The organism is Palleniella intestinalis, from assembly GCF_013166595.1.
GTDB lineage: Bacteria > Bacteroidota > Bacteroidia > Bacteroidales > Bacteroidaceae > Prevotella > Prevotella intestinalis.
On the sequence record NZ_JABKKG010000004.1, the window covers coordinates 207,151 to 224,805 of the forward strand.

12 protein-coding genes are annotated in these 17,655 nt (G+C 51.4%); 9 read left to right on the top strand and 3 right to left on the bottom strand.

All coding sequences use genetic code 11. The features are described from left to right. Positions 1-21 precede the first annotated feature (21 nt). Positions 22-1,056 carry a Holliday junction branch migration DNA helicase RuvB gene (ruvB, locus tag HPS57_RS07305; RefSeq protein WP_172181656.1) on the bottom strand — a complete coding sequence of 345 codons (1,035 nt, stop codon included), beginning with the start codon at positions 1,054-1,056 and terminating at the stop codon, positions 22-24. A 290-nt stretch (positions 1,057-1,346) separates the two neighbouring features. On the opposite strand from ruvB, the gene HPS57_RS07310 reads away from it, so the two are divergent. From HPS57_RS07310 to HPS57_RS07345, 8 genes are all read left to right on the top strand, one after another. Further along, positions 1,347-2,567: a THUMP-like domain-containing protein gene (locus HPS57_RS07310; RefSeq protein WP_172181658.1), complete on the top strand. Its 1,221-nt coding sequence runs from the start codon at positions 1,347-1,349 to the stop codon at positions 2,565-2,567. 356 nt (positions 2,568-2,923) lie between these two features. Next, complete coding sequence (locus tag HPS57_RS07315; protein ID WP_172181660.1) at positions 2,924-4,075, top strand: N-acetyltransferase; 1,152 nt, start codon at positions 2,924-2,926, stop codon at positions 4,073-4,075. 150 nt (positions 4,076-4,225) lie between these two features. After that, positions 4,226-6,175: a DNA topoisomerase IV subunit B gene (locus tag HPS57_RS07320; RefSeq protein ID WP_172181661.1), complete on the top strand. Its 1,950-nt coding sequence runs from the start codon at positions 4,226-4,228 to the stop codon at positions 6,173-6,175. Positions 6,176-6,338: 163 nt separating this feature from the next. Then, complete coding sequence (locus HPS57_RS07325) at positions 6,339-7,907, top strand: S41 family peptidase (RefSeq protein ID WP_172181663.1); 1,569 nt, start codon at positions 6,339-6,341, stop codon at positions 7,905-7,907. 78 nt (positions 7,908-7,985) lie between these two features. Further along, positions 7,986-9,227: a phosphatase PAP2 family protein gene (locus tag HPS57_RS07330; protein WP_172181665.1), complete on the top strand. Its 1,242-nt coding sequence runs from the start codon at positions 7,986-7,988 to the stop codon at positions 9,225-9,227. Between the two features lie 92 nt (positions 9,228-9,319). Further along, positions 9,320-11,455 (top strand): S46 family peptidase, encoded by a 2,136-nt coding sequence (locus HPS57_RS07335; RefSeq protein ID WP_172181667.1) that lies wholly within the window; start codon positions 9,320-9,322, stop codon positions 11,453-11,455. A gap of 85 nt (positions 11,456-11,540) precedes the next feature. Beyond that, on the top strand, positions 11,541-12,923 hold the full coding sequence (locus HPS57_RS07340; RefSeq protein WP_172181669.1) for a sodium-dependent transporter: 1,383 nt from the start codon (positions 11,541-11,543) through the stop codon (positions 12,921-12,923). A 110-nt stretch (positions 12,924-13,033) separates the two neighbouring features. Further along, the gene (locus tag HPS57_RS07345) at positions 13,034-14,245 is read left to right on the top strand and encodes a M16 family metallopeptidase (RefSeq protein WP_172181671.1); all 1,212 of its coding nucleotides are present in this window, start codon (positions 13,034-13,036) and stop codon (positions 14,243-14,245) included. A 194-nt stretch (positions 14,246-14,439) separates the two neighbouring features. On the opposite strand, the gene HPS57_RS07350 is transcribed toward HPS57_RS07345, so the two are convergent. Continuing rightward, positions 14,440-14,931 (bottom strand): PG0215 family putative anti-sigma factor, encoded by a 492-nt coding sequence (locus tag HPS57_RS07350; protein WP_172181973.1) that lies wholly within the window; start codon positions 14,929-14,931, stop codon positions 14,440-14,442. Positions 14,932-15,187: 256 nt separating this feature from the next. On the opposite strand from HPS57_RS07350, the gene HPS57_RS07355 reads away from it, so the two are divergent. Then, on the top strand, positions 15,188-16,084 hold the full coding sequence (locus HPS57_RS07355) for a DUF6268 family outer membrane beta-barrel protein (RefSeq protein WP_172181673.1): 897 nt from the start codon (positions 15,188-15,190) through the stop codon (positions 16,082-16,084). 149 nt (positions 16,085-16,233) lie between these two features. On the opposite strand, the gene HPS57_RS07360 is transcribed toward HPS57_RS07355, so the two are convergent. Next, positions 16,234-17,622, bottom strand: a complete 1,389-nt coding sequence (locus tag HPS57_RS07360; protein ID WP_172181675.1) for an IS4 family transposase — start codon at positions 17,620-17,622, stop codon at positions 16,234-16,236. Between the last annotated feature and the right edge of the window lie 33 nt (positions 17,623-17,655).

Here is a 17,655-nt window from a genome sequence, read left to right on the forward strand (position 1 = left end):
GCCCATTTCAACGTGGGATTCTCAGTCAAATAGTGACGGCTGACGCTCCCCGGAGGTGTATATGTCCCTGCCGAGGTGGCGGTAAGCAAGCTCCGTCAGGACACGTCCGCGCGGAGTCCTCTTCATGAAACCCTCCATGATAAGGAACGGTTCGTAGACCTCCTCCACGGTTCCCGCATCCTCACCGATGGCTGTCGCAATGGTTGAGATGCCCACAGGACCGCCACGGAACTTGTCGATGATTGTCGTAAGTATCTTATTGTCAATCTCGTCAAGACCATAAGAGTCGATGTTGAGAGCCGTGAGCGACATCTCCGCTATGGCCGTATTGATGCTTCCATTGCCTTTCACTTGGGCGAAATCCCTCACCCTTCGCAGCAGAGCATTGGCTATTCGAGGCGTACCGCGTGAGCGTCGTGCAATCTCTATGGCAGCCTTGTCCGAGATAGGCACCCTGAGAATCCTCGCCGAGCGTCGTATGATACGCATCAGGGTCTCAGGATTGTAGTATTCAAGGTGCATGTTTATACCAAAACGCGCACGCAGAGGAGCCGTCAGCAAGCCCGAGCGCGTCGTCGCACCGACAAGGGTGAACGGGTTCAGGTCTATCTGTATGCTTCGCGCCGACGGACCTTTGTCAATCATGATGTCAATGCGGTAGTCCTCCATCGCAGAGTAAAGATACTCCTCGACGACAGGGCTGAGGCGGTGAATCTCGTCGATGAACAGCACGTCGTTAGGCTCCAGAGACGTCAGTATGCCGGCAAGGTCGCCCGGTTTGTCGAGCACCGGACCGGAAGTGATCTTGAATCCCACGCCCAGTTCGTTTGCGATGATGTTCGAAAGTGTCGTCTTTCCCAGTCCCGGAGGCCCGTGGAGCAAAGTGTGGTCAAGAGGCTCACCGCGATATTTCGCTGCCTCCACAAAGACCTGAAGGTTCTCCACGACCTTCTTTTGTCCGGTGAAATCGCCGAATTCGAGAGGGCGGAGAGCGTTCTCAAAGTCCTTTTCCGTGCTCTTCTGCCCCTGGCTTCTTATGTCGAAATCTTCATCCATAGTCTGTTTTACTACTGTTTTTCAGGCATAAAGGAGTGTGGCTCTGCCACACAAACTGTATGTTTTTTTGCCATCCCCATGGCTGAAGCCAGGGGTTACCGTAAAGGTTGTGGCTCTGCCACATTTGTTTGCGAAAAGTTATACACTTGGCTTGCAAAAGTGGTGAACTTATTATATTTGCCACAAATTTACTAATTATTTGGCAAATTCTTTATATCTTTGCACCATAATTTTTCATTTTTCACGGAAAAAGGCATTATGCCTTGCCGAAAAACCAAATATAACCGACCATGACAACAGAGGAGTTTATCACCATCCACCGTGACGATGATGTCCGCAGACTGGCGCTGAAGCCCCAAGCCGGAGTAGACATGCGCTTTGCCCTTCAGCAGATTGACGGCCGTCAGAGGGCGCGCACGAAGCTGCCGATGTGGGCGGAATGTGACGGCATACTCTATCCTCCGCACATCTCCATGGAGCAATGTTCGAGCGAAAAGACTGCCGTCTACAAGCGCGACAGACTGCTTCCTGAAAGTGCGGAAGTGAAGAAAAACGCCCATTTCATCGACCTGACGGGAGGTTTTGGCGTAGATTTCTCCTACATGTCGCAAGGTTTCGGGAGGGCGTGGTATGTCGAGCGTCAGGAGCATCTCTGCGAGACGGCACGCCATAACTTCTCCGTTCTCGGAATGGAGAATGCGGAAGTTGTCTGCGATACCTCGGAGTCGTTCCTGCAATCCTTGCCTTCCTCGAAAGAGGAGCGCAAGAGGAGGACAATCTACCTTGATCCTGCGCGCCGTGATGTGAACGGCAGGAAGACATACGCCATAGAGGACTGCACGCCCGACATAGTCGGTCTGATGCCGTTGCTGAGGGAGAAGGCGTGGCGCGTGATAGTGAAACTCTCACCGATGCTTGATCATCGTGAGGCGTGCCGTCGGGTGGACGGTGTTTCAGAGGTGCACATCGTCTCCGTGAAGAATGAGTGCAAGGAACTTATCCTTGTCATCGATGACCGCGATGTTCCGGCAAAAGTAGTGTGCGTCAATGACGAAGAGATGTTTGAAAGCATGCTCCTGCCTGACGGAGACGGTCTGCCGACGCTGCCGCCTGTCGTCACTGTCATGCCGGTTGCCGGCGATGCACTGTTTGTGCCTAACGCTTCGATAATGAAATCGGGCAATTTTGCCGATTTTACCGCACAATTCTCTTGTGCCGCCCTTGACAGGATGACCCATCTTTTTATTGCAAAAAACGCCGATTCCATCGAATGTTTTCCCGACAGAGTGTTTGAAATTGTAGCCCTTTCCTCGCTGAACAAGAAAGAGTTTAAGCGCGCCCTTGCCGGCATTCCCGGCGGAGTGTCTCGCGCGAACATAGCCGTGCGCAATTTCCCCATGTCCGCGGACGAGCTCCGCAAGCGTCTGAAGCTGAAGGACGGCGGAGAGATTTTTATCTTCGGGACAACCGTTCTCGGTGAGCACCGTATCCTTGTCTGCCGTCGCAGGTAAGGAATATTATTTGGTTGCGTTATTTATTGGAAATCAGTAAGTTATAGATTATGAAACAAAGTGTTACCTTTTGCACTGCGAAAGGTAACACTTTACACGGTAAAAGGTAACCTTTGACCATGCAAAGTGATACCTTTGGTTTCCTGATGTGTGTGCGTTTGTTTTTTATATTGTGCCAACTGTGTTTCTGTGTTGCGTATTTTCCTTTTCCAACTTAAAAAAAAATAATTTTACATGGTAAAATGTTAAGAATACGTTTGTTTTTAGTAACTTTGTAAAGTTTTATGCGCGGATGCGCCCAAACATTATATATGCGCGGGAAAGAAATGCGGATGCATTGATTCAAACTATTGAATATGAAAGATATAGAGATACGCAAGGTAGAGACGAAGAAAGACCTTGGACGGTTCATTGATTTTCATTACGACCTTTATGAAGGCTCGCCTTATGATGTCCCTTCGCTTTACAGCGATGAGGTGGACACACTTTCCCGTGACAGGAATGCTGCCTTTGACTTCTGTGAGGCGGAGTATTTCATGGCTTTCCGTGACGGAGAGCTTGTCGGAAGGGTAGCAGCCATCATCAATCACAAGGCCAACGAGAAGTGGGGCAGGAAGGATGTGCGCTTTGGCTGGATAGACTTTGTCGAGGATAAGGCGGTTGCCGAGGCGTTGCTCGATGCTGTTGCGGACTACGGACGCAGGCATGGCATGGAGCAGATGGTCGGTCCTCTCGGCTTCACGGATATGGACAGCGAGGGCATGCTGGTGTATGGCTTTGACGAACTGAGCACTATTGCCACACTATACAATTACGAGTACTACCCGCGAATCATAGAGGAAATCGGCGGTTTTGAGGTGGACAACCGCTACAATGAGTACAACATCCTTGTCCCGGAGCAGATGCCTGAGAAGCACAGGAAGATTTCCGAGATGATAATGAAGCGCTACAACCTGCACATAAGGAAGGTGAAGCGCAGCGAGTTGTACGGCAAGGAGAAGATGGGACGTAAGGTTTTCTCCCTGATAAACGCCACGTACAAAGACCTTTACGGCTACAGCGAACTGACCGACAGGCAGATAGACCAGTTGGTGAAGAAGTTCTCCATTGTGCTGGACATGAACCTTGTGACCCTTGTCGAGGACTGGAACACTCCCGGACACGACCTCATCGGTGTGGGCATCACTGCGCCTTCCATGGCGAGAGTGTTGCAGAAATGCCGCCGTGGCAGGCTGTTTCCTTTCGGCTGGTTCCACCTTTTGCGATTCCTTTTGTCAAAGAAATCAAAGGGACTCGACCTGCTTCTTATCGGTGTGCTTCCCGAATACCGCAACAAAGGTGTCAATGCGCTGTTCTTCTACGACTTGATTCCGTACTACCACAAGTACGGTGTGGAGTGGGCGGAGACGCAGCTGGAGATGGAGACAAACACCGCCGTGCAGGGGCAGTGGGACATGTTCGAGCACCGTAACCACAAGAAGCGTGTGTGCTGGAAGAAGAAAATATAGTGAGGGTATGATGTTCTCATGATATGACATTATTTTATGATGAAACATGTTGCCCCATGATGCCTCATGAAATCTCATGATGAAATAAATAAAACAACCCGATAAACAAGGGGAATCCCTTTCCCTACAACCACATAACATAATCAGAATATGGCAGAAGACTTGGAGTTTCAGGCAGAGCAGGTGGCGTATACCGATGACAACATACGCAAGTTGTCCGATGTTGAGCACATCCGCACGCGCCCCGGTATGTACATCGGCCGTCTCGGTGACGGCAGTCATGCCGAGGACGGCATATATGTGCTTCTGAAGGAGGCTATCGACAATTCCATCGACGAGTTCCGCATGAATGCCGGAAAGCGCATTGAGGTGGATGTCGACGAGCAGTTGCGCATCTCTATCCGCGACTACGGACGCGGCATTCCGCAGGGCAAGATGATAGAGGCTGTGTCACAACTGAACACCGGCGGCAAGTATGACTCCAAGGCTTTCAAGAAGTCTGTGGGCATGAACGGTGTCGGTGTGAAGGCCGTAAACTTCCTTTCCTCACGCTTTGAGGTGCGCTCCTATCGCGACGGAAAGGTGCGCAGTGCATGTTTTGAGCGGGGAATCCTGCAGTCGGACGAGACAAAGGACACGGAGGAGGAGAACGGAACGTTCATCTTCTTTGAACCGGACGAGACATTGTTCCTCAACTACAAGTTCCATGATGACATCGTTGCCGAGATGCTTCGTAACTACACGTACCTCAATTCCGGTCTGATTATCATGCACAACGGACGCCGCATAGCGTCAAGGAACGGACTTGCGGACTTGCTGAAGGACACGATGTCCACGGCTCCGCTGTATCCTATCGTGCACATAAAAGGGGAGGACATCGAGATTGCCTTCACACATGCCAACCAGTATGGTGAGGAATACCACTCCTTTGTCAACGGACAGCACACCACGCAGGGCGGTACTCACCAGTCAGCTTTTAAGGAACATATTGCCAAGACATTGAAGGACTTCTTCCAGAAATCCTTTGAATTCACCGACATCCGTAACGGCATTGTGGCAGCGGTGGCGGTGAATGTCGAGGAACCGATGTTCGAGTCGCAGACGAAAATCAAGCTTGGTTCGCTGCTTATGGCACCGGAGGGTGTGAGCATCAACAAGTATATCGGTGATTTCGTGCATACCGAGGTGGATAATTTCCTGCACAAGAATCCTGATGTTGCCGAGGTTATCCTTGAGAAAATCACCTCTTCGGAGCGTGAACGCAAGGCAATGGCAGGCGTGACGAAGCTCGCCCGTGAGCGTGCCAAGAAGGCAAACCTCCATAATCCGAAGCTCCGCGACTGCCGTGTGCACTTCTCTGATTTCAAGAATCCTCGTAAAGAGGAGTCCTCCATATTCATCACTGAGGGCGATTCTGCTTCCGGTTCTATCACAAAGAGCCGCGATGTGAACACTCAGGCGGTGTTCTCACTGCGCGGAAAACCGCTGAACTCTTTCGGACTTACCAAGAAGGTGGTCTATGAGAATGAGGAATTCAACCTCCTGCAGGCGGCACTTGACATCGAGGACGGTCTTGATTCTCTGCGTTATAATAAGGTCATTGTCGCCACGGATGCCGATGTCGACGGCATGCACATACGCCTTCTTACCATCACTTTCTTCCTCCAGTTCTTCCCGGAACTGGTGCGCAAGGGGCATGTCTATATCCTTCAGACACCGCTGTTCCGTGTGCGCAACCGCCGTACCAAGATTAAGAACAAGGCGGTCGTAAAGGCTGAGGACGAGAAACTGAAGGCTCGCAACGAGAAGCAGAAGGACTTCATCACTCGCTACTGCTACAGTGACGAGGAACGTCAGCGTGCCATCGAGGATCTTTCTCCTGATCCTGAGATTACGCGCTTTAAGGGTTTGGGTGAGATTTCCCCTGACGAATTCGCCGGTTTCATCGGCCCTGACATCCGTCTTGAGCAGGTCACGCTGCGCCAGGAAGACCAGGTGCAGAAGCTCCTCGCGTACTATATGGGCAAGAACACTCCCGACAGACAGGACTTCATCATCAACAATCTTGTCATAGAGAAGGACATTCCTGAGGAGGAGTAAGATTCTTGGGTCAGTACTGCCAATAACGACATAATTGACAATACTGACACTAAATCAATACTGTCATTATTGACATATCCGACAGTACTGACATTGACACAACCGACAGTACTGGCCACATTGCCAATTCTGACCAAACAGACAAACAAAACTCACGAACCCAATGAAAAAACTGCTTATACTCCTTGCCCTTCTGCCACTTGCGGCTGCAGGACAGATGAAGATCAAAGTCGGCTCGGACTCTCCTTTGCGCAAGTTGCAGATAGCACAACTGGCGATAGAGAACCTCTATGTCGACACTGTTGATGCCAACAAACTCGTCGAAGATGGAATACGCGGCATGCTGGAGAAGCTTGATCCGCACTCTTCCTTCACCACTGCAAAGGAGACACAAGAACTTAACGAACCGCTGCAAGGCAACTTTGACGGCATAGGTGTGCAGTTTAATGTCATCGAGGACACACTCATCGTCCTCCAGACTGTTCACGGCGGACCGTCGGAAAAGGTCGGAATCATCGCCGGAGACCGCATTATCGCAGTCAACGACACAACCATCGCCGGCGTGAAAATGTCAAGAGCGGACATCATGAAGCGTCTACGCGGCAAGCGAGGGACAAAGGTCAATGTCCTTGTCAAGCGTGCCGGAGAGCGTAAACCGATAACCTTTACCATAAAGCGTGACAAGATTCCGGTGCATTCCATGGACGCCGCATACATGATAGAGCCGGGAATCGGCTACATACGCCTTGGCAATTTCGGGGCAACAATCCACAAAGAGCTGCTTCAGGCAGCTGATTCGCTGAAACGGCAGGGCATGGTTGACCTTATCCTCGACCTTCAGGACAATGGCGGAGGCTATCTCTCCGCAGCTGAGGATGTCGCAAATGAGTTCCTGGAGAAAGGCTCTCTCATCGTCTATACCACAGGAAGAAGCGTCCCACGCCATGAGTCCAAGGCTGACGGCAGAGGCAGATTGCAGACCGGAAAGGTGGTTGTGCTCGTCAATGAGTTCACCGCTTCCGCGGCAGAGATTGTCTCCGGTGCGGTGCAGGACCACGACAGAGGCATCATCATAGGACGAAGGACATTCGGAAAGGGCTTGGTGCAGCGTCCTGTCGAACTTCCTGACGGTTCGATGATACGTCTTACGGTCGCCCATTACTATACTCCTACGGGGCGCTGCATACAGAAACCGTACAAGCCGGGTGACAGGAAAGACTACGACATGGACTTCGAGCAGCGTCTGAAACATGGCGAACTGACCTGCCGTGACTCCATACATTTCGATGATTCGCTGAAGTATGAGACTCTCCGCGAGCACCGCACGGTCTACGGCGGAGGAGGAATCATGCCGGACATCTTCGTCCCTCTCGACACACTCCAATACACCCGATTCCACCGCTCATTGGTGGCAAAGGGCATTGTCGTGCAGGAAGTGATAAAGTATTATGACAAGAACCGCCGCCAACTGCGTAAGATAAAGACCATAAACGACTTCAAGCGTGACTTCACCATCCCGGAAACGCTCATCACAGCGATAGTCGAAGAGGGCAAAAAGCAGAAGGTGGAGCCGGCGGATGACGAGGAGAAGCAGCGCACAATGCCTTATCTCAAAGACCAGCTGCGGGCACTCATAGCGCGCGATTTATACGGTGAATCCGCCTATTTTGAGATAATCAACCCGACAAATCCGACATTCAATGTCGGTCTGGAGGAGATAAAAAGAAGGTAATGGCCAATAAAATCAGTATTGTCAATATTGACAGTAATGTCAGTAATGTCAACATTGATATAAACACACACACCACCCATGCTCCGAACCCTTGCCATTCTGCTTGCGACAGCGTGTTCCTTTGGCGTACGTTCCGCCACCTCCTGCACATTATATAATAATGATGCAGAGACTTATGGTGACGATTTGACCGTCGTTTACCCCACCGGCAAGCACGAAGTCGAGAACTATCTGCGCTTCTCGCCCTATGCAATCCTTGCAGGACTGAAGCTCTCCGGCTGCGAAGGACGCTCCGATTTGCCGCGTTTCCTGACATCGGCTGCGGTGTCAAACGTCATCATGGCAGGTGCTGTCACTGCCGCAAAGCACACTTTCAAGGCACAACGCCCTGACCATTCCGACAACAAGTCGTTCCCCTCAGGCCACGCTGCGGTGGCTTTTACGGCAGCGACAATCCTCCACAAGGAGTATGGTGCGACACGCTCCCCATGGTTCTCCCTCGGCGGCTACGCACTGGCGGCAGGGACAAGCATGCTCCGCGTGGCACATAACCGCCACCGTGCAGGTGATGTAGCGGCAGGAGCAGGCATCGGAATCCTGTCCGTTGAGCTTGGCTACCTTCTTGCCGACCTCATCTATGGCAACCGCGGACTGAACGATTTTGAGCAGGAAAAGTTTCAAAAAACCGCGAATCCATCGTTCCTTGATGTGCAAATGGGAGTCGGAGTACACAAAAGTACACTGCGCTTCCTCACCCCTGACGGCATGGAAAAGACAATCAGCCTACGTGCAAGTGCCGTGGCAGGACTCGAAGGAGCATATTTCTTCAATGAATACGTAGGCATCGGCGGTATGGCGCGTGTCACAACGACCCCTGCGGACATACCATCCATAACGGAAAAGTACGGTGAAATGGCGTATTTTGATGATAATATCTTCACCGACATGTCATTCGATGCCGGTGTTTATGGCAATATTCCAGTCGGCAACAGCGTCGCTTTCGGTGCAAAAGCACTATGCGGCATGCGCTTTTCCGACGGCATCTGCGTAAGGAATGACGACCTGCCGTCGCAGGAAATGCTGAAAGTCAAAGGAGGAAACGCCGTCAATTTCGTCATGGGCATAAGTGCTTCGTGGCGTTGCAGAGACAATTTCGCATGGAAAATCTTTGCGGACATGGACACGTCCAAGAGCACATATACTTACCAAAGCCTGCTGCAAGCCTCGGCAAAGGACGCACCGAATCAGGCAGTTACTGCCGAAAGCAAGCATTGGATGACGCATTTCACCATAGGCGGAGCGTTCACTGTGCAGTTTTAGCCCATTCCATCGGAATAATGAGTCTTGACAAATTGCCAGATTGTCAAATTGACAAGATAAAGCGAAACCATATTAAAACAAAATAAAAGCAAATGAGAAAACTATTTATCTTCGCACTCCTCGCACAGTCATTCTTCGGTGCATCCAAGGCAAAGGCTGACGAAGGAATGTGGACACTCTCCAACCTGCCACAGGCAGTCTACGAGAAAATGCAGGAAGAAGGCTATCATCTGCCTTACGGACAATTGTATAACGACAAGGACGCCATCGTGAAGGCTGTGGTCAATTTCGGCGGTTACTGCTCCGGAGTGGTGGTCTCTTCCGACGGACTCGTGTTCACCAACCACCATTGCGGCTTTGAGGCGATACGTTCGCACTCCACCGTGGAGCACGACTACATGCTCAACGGATTCGTAAGCAAGTCCTTCGAGGAAGAGCTTCCTAACGAGAACCTCTTCGTTTCGTTCATGGTTTCCCAGCGCGACTATACTGCTGAGGTCATGAAGCACAACATTTACAGCCTTCCTCACGAAAAGCGCGAGGCACTTCTCGACTCACTTGAGTCCAAGGAGCAGGAGCGTGTGCACAAGGAAGACTCCACACTGCGCGTGGAACTGAAACCTTTCTATGAGGGCAACAAGTTCTATCTGACCACCTATCGCGACTTCGAGGACGTGCGTCTCGTGTTCGCCATCCCTAAGTCCATGGGCAAGTTCGGCGGTGAGACAGACAACTGGATGTGGCCGCGCCAGACTTGCGACTTCTCTGTCTTCCGCGTTTACTGTGACCCGAAGACAGGCGGCCCTGCGAAATATTCCAAGGACAATGTGCCTTATCATCCTGAAGTCTATGCCCGTGTGAGCACCGAAGGCTATAAGGAAGGCGACTTTGCCATGACAATGGGCTATCCGGGCAGCACCGAGCGCTACCTCTCCAGCTTCGGAATCCAACTTATGCGCGACGCAAGCAACGCCCCACGCTATCAGGTGCGTACCGTAAGACAGCGCGAAATGCTGCGCCACATGCGTGCCGATGAGGCTGTCCGCATCAAGTATGACTCAAAGTATGCGCAGAGTGCTAACTACTGGAAGAACGCCCTTGGCATGAACAAGTGCATCGATTCCCTCGAAATCATCCAACTGAAGCAGGGCCATGAGGCACGCATCAAGCACTATCAGGACAGCACAGGCTACCTGAAAGGACAGCTTGACATAGACAAACTTGGCGGACTTTACGCCCAACTGACTGACAAGCGCAAGGCTCTGACCTACTTCATGGAGACTTTCGGACGCACAAACGAGATTGTCACTCGTGCCATGCGCTACGCCATGGGTGCTCCAATCTATGGACCGGAGGACAACAAGAAGAAGCAGTACAACCAGTTCAAGGACAATTCCGAGACTTGGGACCTTGCAACTGAGAAGGATGTGCTTGCCGCTCTCCTCGAGAACTATAAGGAGCAGGTGCCTGCAGAGTATGTCCCAGAGTTCTACAAGACCATCGGCAACGACTACAAAGGCTATGTCGAGAAGCTCTACAACTCACGCCTGATGTCGTCCGAGCCTATCTATTTCAACAAGAAGAAGGTGCAGAAGGAGATGTCATCCGACATCGCCGTGCAGATGGGTCAGGACCTTATTGCCACAATGCAGCTAATACGCAAGGGCACAGAGGAGATCTTCCAAACCATCGACGACCAGGAGCGCATGCTCTGCGACGCAAAAATCCGCATGGAGGAGGATATGCCTCACTATTCCGATGCCAACTTCACTCTCCGCATGTCCTACGGCCAGGTGGGCGGTTATCTGCTCAACGGCAAGAAGAGCAGCTACTACACCGAGCCTTCTTCACTCTACAAGAAGATGCTTCTCGGCGATGAGAAGACTGCCGGAAAGGACTATAACTTCGAGTACTATGCAGAGCCAATCATGCATGAGCTCTTCTCTGCGAAGGATTTCGGACAGTACAATGACCCTGTCAGCGGCACAATGAACCTCTGTTTCCTCACCAGCAACGACATCACCGGCGGCAACTCAGGCTCTCCTGTGTTCGACGGCAACAACCGTCTCATTGGTCTTGCGTTCGACGGCAACTGGGATTCTCTCTCGGCAGACATATTCTTCGATGCGGAACTTGCACGCTGCATCTGCGTGGACATACGCTACATGCTCTTCATGATGGACAAGTGGGGCAAGGCAGACCGCCTTATCAAAGAGATAAACAAATAAGAAACAAGAAACAAACGAGCAAGGGTTTGCAACTGTGAGAGCAGCTGCAAACCCTTGCAATCATTATTATACGTAAAAAGAAAGCATGGATAACAGAGCGACATTCAATTCGCGCATAGGTGCTGTTCTTGCCGCCGCAGGCAGTGCTGTGGGACTGGGCAACATCTGGCGCTTCCCTTGTGAGACGGGAGCGCATGGCGGAGCGGCATTCATACTCCTTTATATCGGGTTCATAATCACCGTGGCTGTGCCGGTGCTCATCTGTGAGATGGCACTCGGAAGGCGGTCGCGCACAAACTGCTACGCCACCTTCAAGCGGTTGTCCAACAGTCGTGAGGTCTCTGTCTCCAAGCCTCTCGCCCTCCTTTTCTATCTTACCGGCGCGATGTGTGTCCTTGCCGGTTTCGTGTTGTTCTCCTATTACAGTGTCGTGGCAGGATGGACTCTCGGCTACACCGCCACTGCCGGTGTGGGAGGAATGATGGAAATGACGGTCGAGGAGACGGGAAAAGCCTTTGCGGATTTCTCTTCCGACCCTGTGATGCCTGTCGTATGGCTTGTCGCATTCGTGATTATCACCGCAGGAATCACGGTTATGGGCGTGCAGAAAGGTATCGAGCGCGGTTCCAAGATAATGATGCCTGTGCTCTTCATCCTGCTCATTGTCCTTGCCGTCTGCTCACTTTCGCTGCCCGATGCGTCAAAAGGTCTGGAGTTCCTCTTCTGTCCCGATTTCTCGAAAATCACCACCGATGTAGCTCTGAGTGCAATGGGACAGGCGTTTTTCACGTTGAGTGTGGGCATCGGTTGCCTTATGACATACGCCTCATATTTCTCAAATGAGGAGAACATCGTCAAGGATGCCTTCAACATTGCTGCCATAGACACCATGGTAGCCATAGTGGCGGGTGTGATAATCTTCCCGGCGGCGATGTCCGTGGGCATCAATCCCGATGCCGGACCGTCACTGGTGTTCATCACACTGCCTAATGTCTTTAACCAGGCTTTTGGTGCTACGCCGTGGCTGTGCTATGTTGTCACACTGCTTTTCTATCTTCTGCTTACCATGGCAGCCCTGACTTCGAGCATCTCGATGCTTGAGATTACCACGGCATTCGTGTCGGAGAGGTTCGGCGTGAGACGCCGTAACGCCGTTGCAGGCATAGCCATAGTGACTTGTTTTGCCGGCTTTGCCTGTTCGATGTCCTTCGGAGAATGGAGCGGAGTGACAGTGTTCGGTATGGGGCTGTTTGACCTTTTCGACTTCTTTGTGGCAAAGTTCGCGATGCCGATTGGCGGCATATTCATGTGTCTTCTGATGAGGAAGTTCGGCGAGAAGGAGGTCACACGCATGCTCACCAATGACGGACGGATTGACCTCGGATGCTTCCCGAAGGTGTTTTCTTTCCTCGTCAGTTGGGTGATTCCTGTGCTTATACTTGTCATTTTCGTAAACGAACTGTTGTAAAAAGAGGTTGTAGGACAATTAGTACCGTCAGTACTGTCAATGTTGTCAGTACTGTCTGCATTGTCAATATTGTCAATACTGACCTCCATTTTAACCCACAACCCATAACAATGTATAATACTTTCACACTTGACAATGGTCTCCGCATCATTCATCACCCGTCCTCCGGAAACGTAATCTACTGCGGTTACGCCATAAAGGCCGGCACAAGGGATGAACGGCAGGGAGAGGAAGGGCTGGCACACTTCTGTGAGCACGCCTCGTTCAAGGGCACTTCCGGTAGGAAGGCATGGCAGGTGATACAGTGCATCGAGAGTGTCGGCGGCGAGCTCAATGCCTATACCAACAAGCAGTCGACAGTGTATTACTGCGCATGTCTTAAGGAACATCTGCCTCGTGCTGTCGATTTGCTGACCGACATGGTGTTCCGTTCGGTGTTTCCCGAGGCGGAGCTGGAGAAGGAAAAGGAGGTTATATGCGATGAAATCGAGTCATACAACGACTCTCCGGCGGAACTTATCTACGATGAGTTTGAGAACCGTATCTTCCGCGGACATCCCCTTGGGCACAGCATCCTTGGCACAAAGGAGAGTGTGCGCGGCTTTTCCACCGCCGATGCCTTGCGTTTCACACAACGACTCTACCGTCCTGACAATGCCATTTTCTTCATAAACGGGGACATTTCGTTCACGGCTCTTACACGTTTGCTGTCGAAATGCCATAAGGATATCCATGCCTTGCCTGCCGAACAGACACCGCCGTTTGTGCCGCCTGTGGCGAATGAAATCTCTGTTACCGGCACTCATCAGGCTCATGTGCTTGTAGGTCGCAGGGCATACGACATACATCATCCTCGGCGCATCGCGCTTTACCTCCTCAACAATATCCTTGGCGGTCCTGCAATGTCATCGCGCCTTAACATGGCGCTGAGGGAAAAGGAGGGACTTGTCTACACCGTGGAGAGCGGAATGGCAAGTTTTGACGACACAGGTCTGTGGTCTGTCTATTTCGGATGTGACCCTCACGATGTCAAACGGTGTCTGCGCATTGTGCGACGTGAGCTTGACCGGCTGATGAACAAACCGCTTTCATCTCGCCAACTGCAACAGGCAAAGCGTCAGTTGAGGGGACAGATAGCCTTGGCGTGTGACTCTCACGAAGGCTTTACGCTGGATTTCGCAAAGTCGTTCCTGCACTATGGCTGGGAGAAGGATGTCCGTGCGCTCTGTGACGACATAGAGAAAGTCACCGCGGATGACATCCTTGCCGTCGCCAATGACCTTTTCCGGCAGGACGGGATAGAGACTTTGGTGTTCGCATAATACAGGAAAAACAAATAATAAAACGCAATTTTTGCCCATTTCATCGTGTAAATGCTGCATTTGCTTAGTGCAAACAGCATAGGTTAGAATACCAAAAGAGGACCGGCATCGCTGCCGGTCCTCTTTTTATTAGGGTGCTATTTAAGTAGTGTTTTAATAGATTGTTTGTTTATATGGAAAGCTTAGAAAATGTCTTACTTGATGATTGTCTCCGGCACTGTCTGCAATCGTGATTGTTGTCCACCGAACTTTATGGAGTCTGACTTCACACTGTCCTTGACCGCAACAGACGGTCCTTTGTGTACCGCAGGCTGTTTCGCTATCTGCGAAGGGTAAGGCGAGTCTGTCGGTTCGGTCGCTTTCTGTGCTGCAGTGCCGAGAGTGATGATTATGGCGACGACCGCTGATGCGCGATAGAGTGGGCGCAGACGCTGTGAAAGCGTGATGCTGCGTGCCTTGACAGGCTTTTCGTCATTGATGATTGACAGCATACGATCTTCGAAATCGTCAGAGATCCGGACTTCATCCTTCTCCTCATTCTGTGCGATGAACAGCTGTCGGTACTGCAACAGCTCCACAGGGACATTGTCCTGAGCGAAGAACGCGCGCAGGATAGCCTCCTCTTCCAGCGTCGTCTGGCACTCCCAGTAACGCTCGAGCAACTGTTCTATGTACTTATAGTTCATCATTGTTTTCTTGCCTTAATCTATACAGAAGACGATTGGGTTACGGAAAAGTTACAGGAAAATGTGATTTTTTTCGATTTTTCTTCAAATTTCGAGAATGTTTTGTAATTTTGCACTTGATTATATGGCATTGACGGCGGTCATAATGCGTGGATTATGTGCCGGTAATGCAGTTCGGATGCCGTAATCAACCGTCCGTCGGAAAAATTTTTGCGGTGTCAGTCTTTATCCTTAATTTTGTCCCACAAAAAAGGATATGAGAAAAATTACAATGGCAATCCTGCTCCTCCGGGCGGTGGCAGGCATGGCACAAGGCTACATCACTTACGAAAACCTCTCTTCAAGTACGCTGCGCAACGAACTCGGTGAGCGTTTCGGCTCTGGCGATATGTATATGGTATCGGCAGGTTACACCATCCCTTTGTCCTCAAAGGAGAACGAGTGGGGGCAGAGGACGGCATGGATGACAAGCATTTCCGCCACTTATGCCGAAATGGGCAACCATGGTGAAGCGCGCGAGATGAACCCTTCATCCATAATAAACAGCGGCATCAGTTTGACGCATATCCGCCCAATCTCGGAGAAATGGAGCATTATTGCCAATGCAGGCTGCGGCATCTATGCCCCTGCGAACGAGATTTCGGCAAAAAGCATATTAGGCAGTGGAGGTGTAATCTTCGTCTGCCGCCTGAACAACAACCTCAGTCTGGGCATCGGAGGAGGGATAACAAACTCCTACGGTGCACCGATGGCAATGCCGATGCTCTACCTTAACTGGCAGCGGAACGGTAAGTTTACATTCCGTATAGATATGGCGAACAGCATAAAAATGGCGGTTTCAACGCATTTTTCCGATAGATTCAGCCTGGAATTCGTGCCGCTGGAGATGGACGGTCTTGCTGCCGTGATGTCTGTGGAAGGACAGGAACAGGTTTATTCCATGATGATGTTGCGCAGCTACCTTTCCCCTTCGTTCCGCTTCGGCAAGCGCATGACCCTCTTTGCCACGGTCGGCGGCAATTGGATTCGTGGCATAAAGACTACGGAACGCAGTCTGAAAGGCTTCTTTGACGGTTTCACTGACGACGGCAAGGACGACCCATATTTTCAGCCGGCGTTGCGCCTTTCGGCAGGAATGAGGTTCAGTTTGTGAGGGAACGGCAGGTTTTCACAATTACAATTTGATAAGAAACGACATAGCATCTCGTTATGCAGCATCCATATTGATAGACCTCAGAAGGTGTGGCGGAGCCACAATCCTTACGGTAACCCCTGACTTCAGTCCTAATCTTTATACACATCTTATGTTCCTTTTGTAATCAAATAGAATTCCACGGCATTTGAGAGTTTCTGGAACCCGTTGCACAATGTAATCCTGCCGGGCCTCCCATGAGCTTTCTCATACCCGCTCCACCCTCCAAGGCGTGCTGTGACCCATGCAGCCCAAGGCAGCGAGCCTTTCCTGTACGGATTGGTGTTGCCCTTGTTCCTGCGTGACTCGCTGCGGAAATTCCTGTCGTAAGCTTCAAGGACTTTGATGTATTCCGGACCAAGCACAGTCCCTGCCTCGACATCCTCGCGGGTGTCGTCCAGCGCTTCCTTCATTCGCATGATCTGTAATGATGCCTGCATAGTTATGATAAGTAGTTTCTTGAGTTTTATGCCTTCGCCAAGCCTTGCGCTTTCAATGCCGAACCCCTTGGTTTTCAGGACTCTGAAGAGCTCCTCTATCTGCCATCGCATCCGGTACCACCTGACACACTCGATGGCTTGCTCAATAGTGCTTATGGTGTGTGAGGTGAGCAGCCGCCAGGATATCCGGCTTGAGCCTTTTGGCACAGAGGATGCCTTCTCTCGCGCCAGCACGCAGCAGGCGTTGAGATGTCTGCCGTCCTTGTTGCGCAGGGAGACTTGCTTGAAGCGCAGCTCCATGACGGCCGTATGCCCCGCATGCTCTTTGGAGGCACGAACGGTTATCTTGAATGTCGCCGCAAGGGGAACCCTTGACATGGACTCTTCAAGTCGCATGCCTGCGGTGGTGTCAAGCCTGTCGCTCTTTGAGCGTATGAGGAAATCCGTCCCACAGGCCAGCATGCCTTCCATCACTTCGAAGACGTCGCCCTCGCGGTCGCACAGCATCGTCTTGCGGACATCATGCGGAAGAGTGCGGGCGGTTGTCTGCGCTGACCGGAGCCAGCGGAAGCTCTCCTTCTCCTCCAGAGGGCGCTTGTGGCGGTCGATGGGCTTCTCGGGGCTTGCAGGGCGGTTGAACAGCTCTACGGAACTGAAACCGACAATATTGCCGCTGGTGGCGCTGACGGCAAGGGTGGGATGCAGGAAGAATGAATACTTCAGGAGATTGTTGCCCCTGCCAATGTCCGGGTCGTTTCGCAGAAGCCGCCCTTTGTTGCGGTGATAGTCGAGTTCCGTGGTGTCCTCTATGCCAAGGACATGGGACATGCCGCAGGCATTTGCAGCGCAGGATTCTTGAAGGCTGCTGATAAGTTCATCCACACTGTAACGCTCGTTGCCGAGCAGGCGGTAGGCAGCAATCTTGTCATGGCTGGTCTTGTAGCAGCTGTTGATGACAGAACTCCCGCTGTTGCTTATGTCGTTGGAAAGGCGGTTCAACCGGCGGCCTATCCTGCGGTCATTGCCGACACCGTTAAATACATTTGAGTTACATGGCACAAAGGTACGGATTTTTTCAAGAATGTGCAAGTA